This window comes from Lacrimispora algidixylanolytica (assembly GCF_003609635.1).
GTDB lineage: Bacteria > Bacillota > Clostridia > Lachnospirales > Lachnospiraceae > Lacrimispora > Lacrimispora algidixylanolytica.
Window position 1 is genome coordinate 124,585 of sequence record NZ_MCIA01000015.1, and the last position, 6,069, is coordinate 130,653.

Genomic DNA, 6,069 nt, shown 5'->3' on the forward strand with positions numbered 1-6,069 from the left:
CTCTCTTATTAAAGGGGATAACCAGGCTTTTTTGATAAAAAATAGTAGGAGGATATGAAAATGGCAGATTATTCAAAATTAGCCAAAGACATTGTGGAACATGTGGGGGGAGAAGAAAATGTAAATTCCCTGACCCACTGTATTACACGGCTACGTTTTAAATTAAAGGACGAAAGCAAGGCAGATACAGAGACACTCAAAAATATGCAGGGTGTCATTAAAGTAATGCAAGCAGGCGGTCAGTATCAGGTTGTAATCGGAAGTGACGTTGAAGACGTTTATGACCAGATTTTATTGAGTACTAAAATTGGGGACAAGAGTAATGGGGAACCAATGGAAGCAGATCATTCTGTTTCAGGCAACAAAAAGAGCAGCATTGTGGAAAAAATAACAGATCTTGTTTCTGGTATATTTATGCCGTTCATGGGAGCATTTGCTGGAGCAGGACTTTTAAAAGGCTTTTTGGTTCTTTTCACCACGCTGTCTCTTCTTGATAAAACTTCCACCACTTATACCATACTTTATGCTGCATCAGACAGTATTTTTTATTTTCTGCCTGTGTTTCTGGCATATTGTGCAGGACAGAAATTCGGCGCTAAGCCATTTATCTCAATGGCGATTGCCTGCGCCATGTGTTATCCTAGCTTGACAGGGTTATTCAATGATAAAGAGATAGCCGTTACATTTTTGTCAATTCCGGTTAAGCTCATCAGCTATCCCAGCTCTGTACTGCCTATTTTAATCACGGTATATGCACAGTCAAAACTGGAAAAAGGCTTAATGAAAGTAATCCCTAAGATTGTTCAGGGTATGATAATTCCATTACTGGATTTTATCGTTGTTTTCCCGCTGGCACTGATTGTTATAGGACCGGTTACAGATGTGGTGAGCAGAGGTTTGGCAGGAGGAATCCAGATGGCGTTTGCCTTTTCACCAGCAATTGCTGGATTTGCACTAGGAACGTTATGGCCTCTGTGTATCGTGTTTGGTTTACATTGGGGATTTTTTCCTATTGTTATGAACAATTATTCCGTATTAGGTTATGATTATATTATGCCGCCTACATTCGGCGCCAATTTCGGTATTGCCGCAGCATGTTTGGCCGTATTTTTAAAAACAAGGAATAAAGATCTAAAGTTAATATCTGGTTCCGCTTCTATATCAGCTTTGATTGGTGGTGTTACAGAACCAGGTATCTACGGTGTTCTGTTAAAAAACAAGAGAATATTCATCGGTATGTGTTTGATTAACGGAATCAGCGGTATTATTGCGGCTGTTACAGGAAGTATCCGTACTACTCAGGTTCCTGTCAATGTTTTAACGATTCCGGCCCTATATGCTATGTCTGGTCCGGCCATCGTTATATCAATGGTGGTTTCCTTTGTCGGAGTATTTTTGTTGACCTATTTCTTTACCTATAAGAATGACGCACAGCCAAATAAAGCCTAAATGTAAAAACAGAAAAAGATAACAGGAGAATAAATGATGCTGAATTTTTCGGAATTATATCCATGCAGCAACCAGGCCAGAATGGCACACTCGCTGGATGGTATGTGGAAGTTCCGGTTTGATCCGGAAGAAAAAGGATTGCAGGAGGGTTGGCAGCATAAGCTGCCACACCCAATCTCCATGCCAGTTCCCGCCAGTTTTGCAGATTTTTTCACGACAAAAGAGGAAAGAGATTACTGCGGAGATTTCTGGTATGAGACGGAAGTATTTGTACCAAGAGAATGGGAGAAACAGGAGCTGGAAATTCGCTTCGGAAGTATTACCCATCGCTCTTTCGTTTATTGCAATGGCAATTTGGCCGTAACTCATGAAGGTGGGTTTTTGCCTGTAGTTGCCAATGTGACGGATTATGTTAAATTTGGTGAAGTCAATACCTTTGTTATAAAAGCCAATAACGAATTAAACGAAGAGAGCCTTCCATGTGGGACAACCACAGTGCTGAGCGATGGAAGAAAATTGGCCAAACCCTATTTCGATTTCTTCAATTATTCCGGTATTCAAAGAAGTGTATGGCTTGTTTCAAAACCAAAGGAATCCATTGAAGATTTCAGCGTAGAGTATGAATTAAATGGAGAAGATGCTGTTGTTCATTATCAGATTATGACAAACGGGAATCATGAAGTTTCCTTTGAATTATTTGATGAAGCCAAGCAACAGGTGTCAAAAAGTACAGGTGGTCAGGGAAGTGTGATTGTTCCTAAGGCTCATCTTTGGAACGTAGGTGACGCTTATCTTTATCAGGCAGTCATGCGTATCTGGGATGGAGAAACTCTGATTGATGAGTATTCATCAAAAATCGGTATTCGGACAGTAAAGATAGTTGGAAAAGAAATTCAAATTAACGGCAAAGCTGTTTATTTGAAGGGATTTGGTAAACATGAGGATTTTGAAGTAATTGGCCGGGGTTTTAACTGGGGTGTTTTAAAGAGAGATTTTGAATGCATGAAATGGATTGGTGCCAATTGCTTTCGAACCAGCCATTATCCATATGCAGAAGAGTGGTATCAGTTTGCAGATGAAGAAGGATTTCTAATCATTGATGAGGTTCCTGCGGTTGGAATGATGCGGTCTACAAGAAACTTTGCAGATGCAGGTACAGGTCAATTCACCAGATTTTTTGAAACACCAACCGTGCCTAATCTGCTTAAAGCCCATCTTCAGGCAGTGGAAGAGATGATTGTAAGGGATAAGAACCACCCTTCCGTCATTGCCTGGAGTTTGTTCAATGAGCCGGAAACCACCAGTGAAGAGTCTAAGGATTATTTTACCACGATTTTTGAAGCAGCTAGAGCTTTGGATCCTCAAAAGCGTCCCATGACAGGAGCTTTTGAGAAGAACAGTCAGCCAGAAATTTGTAAGTGTTATCAGCTTTGTGATTTTATCTGTTTGAACCGGTATTACGGTTGGTATATCAAAGGAGGTCCGGAGCTTGTTGATGCTAGGAAAGCATTCTTAGTGGAGATGAATAAGTGGAAAGATAAAAACTTGAATGTTCCGTTTGTATTTACGGAATTTGGTACTGACACAATGCCATCAGAGCATAAACTTCCAAGTATCATGTGGAGCCAGGAGTATCAAAATGAATATCTGGATATGAATTTTGAAATATTTGATCAGTTTGACTTTATACAAGGCGAGCTGGTGTGGAATTTTGCTGATTTTCAAACAACAGAAGGTATCATGCGTGTAAATGGAAACAAAAAGGGGATTTTTGACCGGGCAAGGCAACCAAAGAGTGCTGCTTTTGTATTGAAAAACCGGTGGGAATCTATGGACTAAGCATATAAAGGACTGAATATAATGGGATTTTTAGATAATATATTTCGTAGTAAAGAAAAAAAGGAAATAGACAATCCGGTAGGAAAGAGTATCATCTGTGAGCCGAAAACAATCTACAGCCCGCTAAAGGGAACTGTAGTGCCTCTTTCCCAGGTGAGTGATCCGGTGTTTGCAGAAGAAGTGATGGGTCCTGGCGTGGGCATTGAACCGGAAGAGGGAAAGTTGTATGCTCCCGTGGATGGCGAAATTATATCCGTATTTCCTACTGGACATGCAATTGGCATGAAAACTGAGGATGGGATGGAGGTCTTACTCCATATCGGCATTGATACCGTACAAATGGAAGGGGATGGCTTTCAGGCTTTTGTTAAGCAGGGAGATCATGTAAAGGCAGGGGAGCTGCTGGTAGAATTCGATTGTGCTAAGATCATAGAGAAGGGTTATAAGACAACCACTATGGTACTGGTACCTAATGCGGCCATACTGGGCACGATGAGTCAGCCTCATATAGGTGCGGTTGAAGTTCTGGATCCATTATTTAAGTTTCAGTAACTGCTTTTGAGGGAGTACACATTTAAGGCCAAAGGTTTGGCGTGTGAATGATGATCATATGTAATCGTATAATGAATAAATAACGAATCAGTCGCCATGAATGGGGATGGCTGATTCGTTATTTTTTAAATTACTGTTGGCATGCGCGTATTAAGTAGAATGATAAAGGCCCAAATACTGATCAATACAAGAATTGAATTTCTAAAATTTGGCATACTATTTTTAATCTTTATAAATGGAGGTTATTATGACAGAAGCAATTTTAGAAAAGACAAAGGGTCGAGTAAGCTATCATGATTCGGTAGAGGAGATGCTTATCAGAATACGAGATGACGGATTATCCAGTGTATTTTCCAGATATGATGAACAGGAAAAAATCCGATGCAAATTCTGCCTGCAAGGGTTAAGTTGTCAGTTATGCACCAACGGTCCTTGTAGAATCAATGAGCAGAAAGGCCCAGAAAAAGGGGTCTGTGGAATCGGACCAGATGCGATGGCAATGAGAAATCTACTCATGAGAAACATCATGGGGGCAGCTACTTATGCACATCATGCATATGAAGCATTTCGAACCTTAAAAGAGACCGGAAAAGGCAATACTACATTTCAGATCACAGATGTGGATAAATTAAAATGGATGTGTGAAAAAACAGGAATTGATACCAATCAAAACGTAAACCAGATGGCTACCTGTTTGGCAGAGTTACTGGACCGGGAAATGAAGATAAATCCGGATCACAATAGTGTTATGGTAGAAGCGTTTGCTCCTAAAAAACGTTTGAAAGTATGGAAGGATCTTAATATCTATCCATCAGGAATTGAACATGAAGTGCAAAACTCCATTGCAAGCTGTCTGACCAACGTAGACGGAGACTATGTATCTTTGGCAAAAAAGGCGCTGCGATTAGGATTGTCTACCGTCTATACCGCCCAAATTGGTCTTGAGATGACACAAGATATATTGTTTGGAACACCAAAACCTCATGAGGTGGATGTTGACCTGGGTATTATGGATCCTGATTATGTGAATATAGCATTTAATGGACATCAGCCATGGATCGGGGTTGCCACTTTACAGTTAGCCAAAAAAGAGGAATTTCAGAAACTGGCAAGAGAAGTAGGAGCCAAAGGCATCCATATTGTAGGTTCCATTGAGACCGGACAGGAGATGCTTCAGAGGTTTGAAGTAGACGATGTTTTCATCGGTCTTATGGGAAACTGGTTAGCAATAGAGCCATTTCTGGCAACAGGTACCGTAGATGCTTTTGTAATGGAAGAGAACTGTTCTCCTCCAGCCATTGATCAATATGCGGAAAAATATCAGGTTGCCCTTGTAAGCGTCAGTACCATTATTGGAGTTCCAGGAGTAGAACATGAGATGCCTTATTATCCCCAGAAGGCAGAAGAAATGGCGGTAAAATGCATCCACGTAGCCATCGAAAACTTCAAGAAAAGACATAATAAAATCAAACCAATGGTACCACATCATAAACAAAAAGCAATTGCAGGATTTTCCACCGAGGCAGTTTTAAATGCAGTTGGGAATGACTTAAATGCCTTAGTGGATGTAATAGCAAAAGGGCAGATAAAAGGAATTGTTGCGCTGGCCAACTGCTCAACTTTAAGAAATGGTCCTCAGGACTGGAATACAGTCAATTTGACAAAAGAATTGATTAAAAAGGATATACTGGTGGTTGCAGGCGGTTGCGGAAATCATGGACTAGAAGTAGCAGGGATGTGCAATATGGATGCAGTAGAACAGGCTGGTGAGGGGCTTAAGGGAATATGCAAAGCTATGGGGATTCCTCCCGTATTAAGTTTTGGTACCTGTACGGATACTGGACGAGTTTCCATGCTTGTAACAGCCCTGGCAGATCATCTTAATGTGGATATTCCGGATCTACCCATCGCGGTGACAGCACCAGAATGGATGGAGCAAAAGGCAACCATCGATGGTGTATTTGCCGTAGCATACGGAGCCTATACTCATCTTTCTCCTACCCCTTTTATTACAGGAGCACCAAAACTTGTTAAGCTTCTCACGGAGGATGTGGAAGGACTAACCGGTGGTAAAATTGCACTGGGAGATGATCCGGTACAGGTGGCAAATGATATAGAAAGCCACATTATGAAGAAGAGACAAAAAATGGGATTGTAAGATTATCAGAGATAGCCGCTTATTTACCTATGTTCACAAAAAACATAATGTAAATGAGCGGCTATTTTTTT

At 40.8% G+C, this 6,069-nt stretch carries 4 protein-coding genes; all 4 read left to right on the top strand.

What is annotated here, in order from left to right:
* The first annotated feature begins 60 nt into the window (after positions 1-60).
* The 4 genes from BET01_RS10835 (at position 61) to cooS (ending at position 5,998) form a co-directional block, all read left to right on the top strand.
* Positions 61-1,449: a PTS transporter subunit EIIC gene (locus BET01_RS10835; protein WP_158585040.1), complete on the top strand. Its 1,389-nt coding sequence runs from the start codon at positions 61-63 to the stop codon at positions 1,447-1,449.
* A 33-nt stretch (positions 1,450-1,482) separates the two neighbouring features.
* Positions 1,483-3,288, top strand: coding sequence for a beta-glucuronidase (gene uidA, locus BET01_RS10840; RefSeq protein ID WP_243117186.1), 1,806 nt, complete (start codon positions 1,483-1,485; stop codon positions 3,286-3,288).
* Positions 3,289-3,309: 21 nt separating this feature from the next.
* Positions 3,310-3,840 carry a PTS sugar transporter subunit IIA gene (locus tag BET01_RS10845; protein ID WP_120196822.1) on the top strand — a complete coding sequence of 177 codons (531 nt, stop codon included), beginning with the start codon at positions 3,310-3,312 and terminating at the stop codon, positions 3,838-3,840.
* Between the two features lie 247 nt (positions 3,841-4,087).
* Entirely contained in the window at positions 4,088-5,998 is a 1,911-nt protein-coding gene (gene cooS, locus BET01_RS10850) for an anaerobic carbon-monoxide dehydrogenase catalytic subunit (protein ID WP_120196823.1), read from the top strand.
* Positions 5,999-6,069 lie beyond the last annotated feature (71 nt).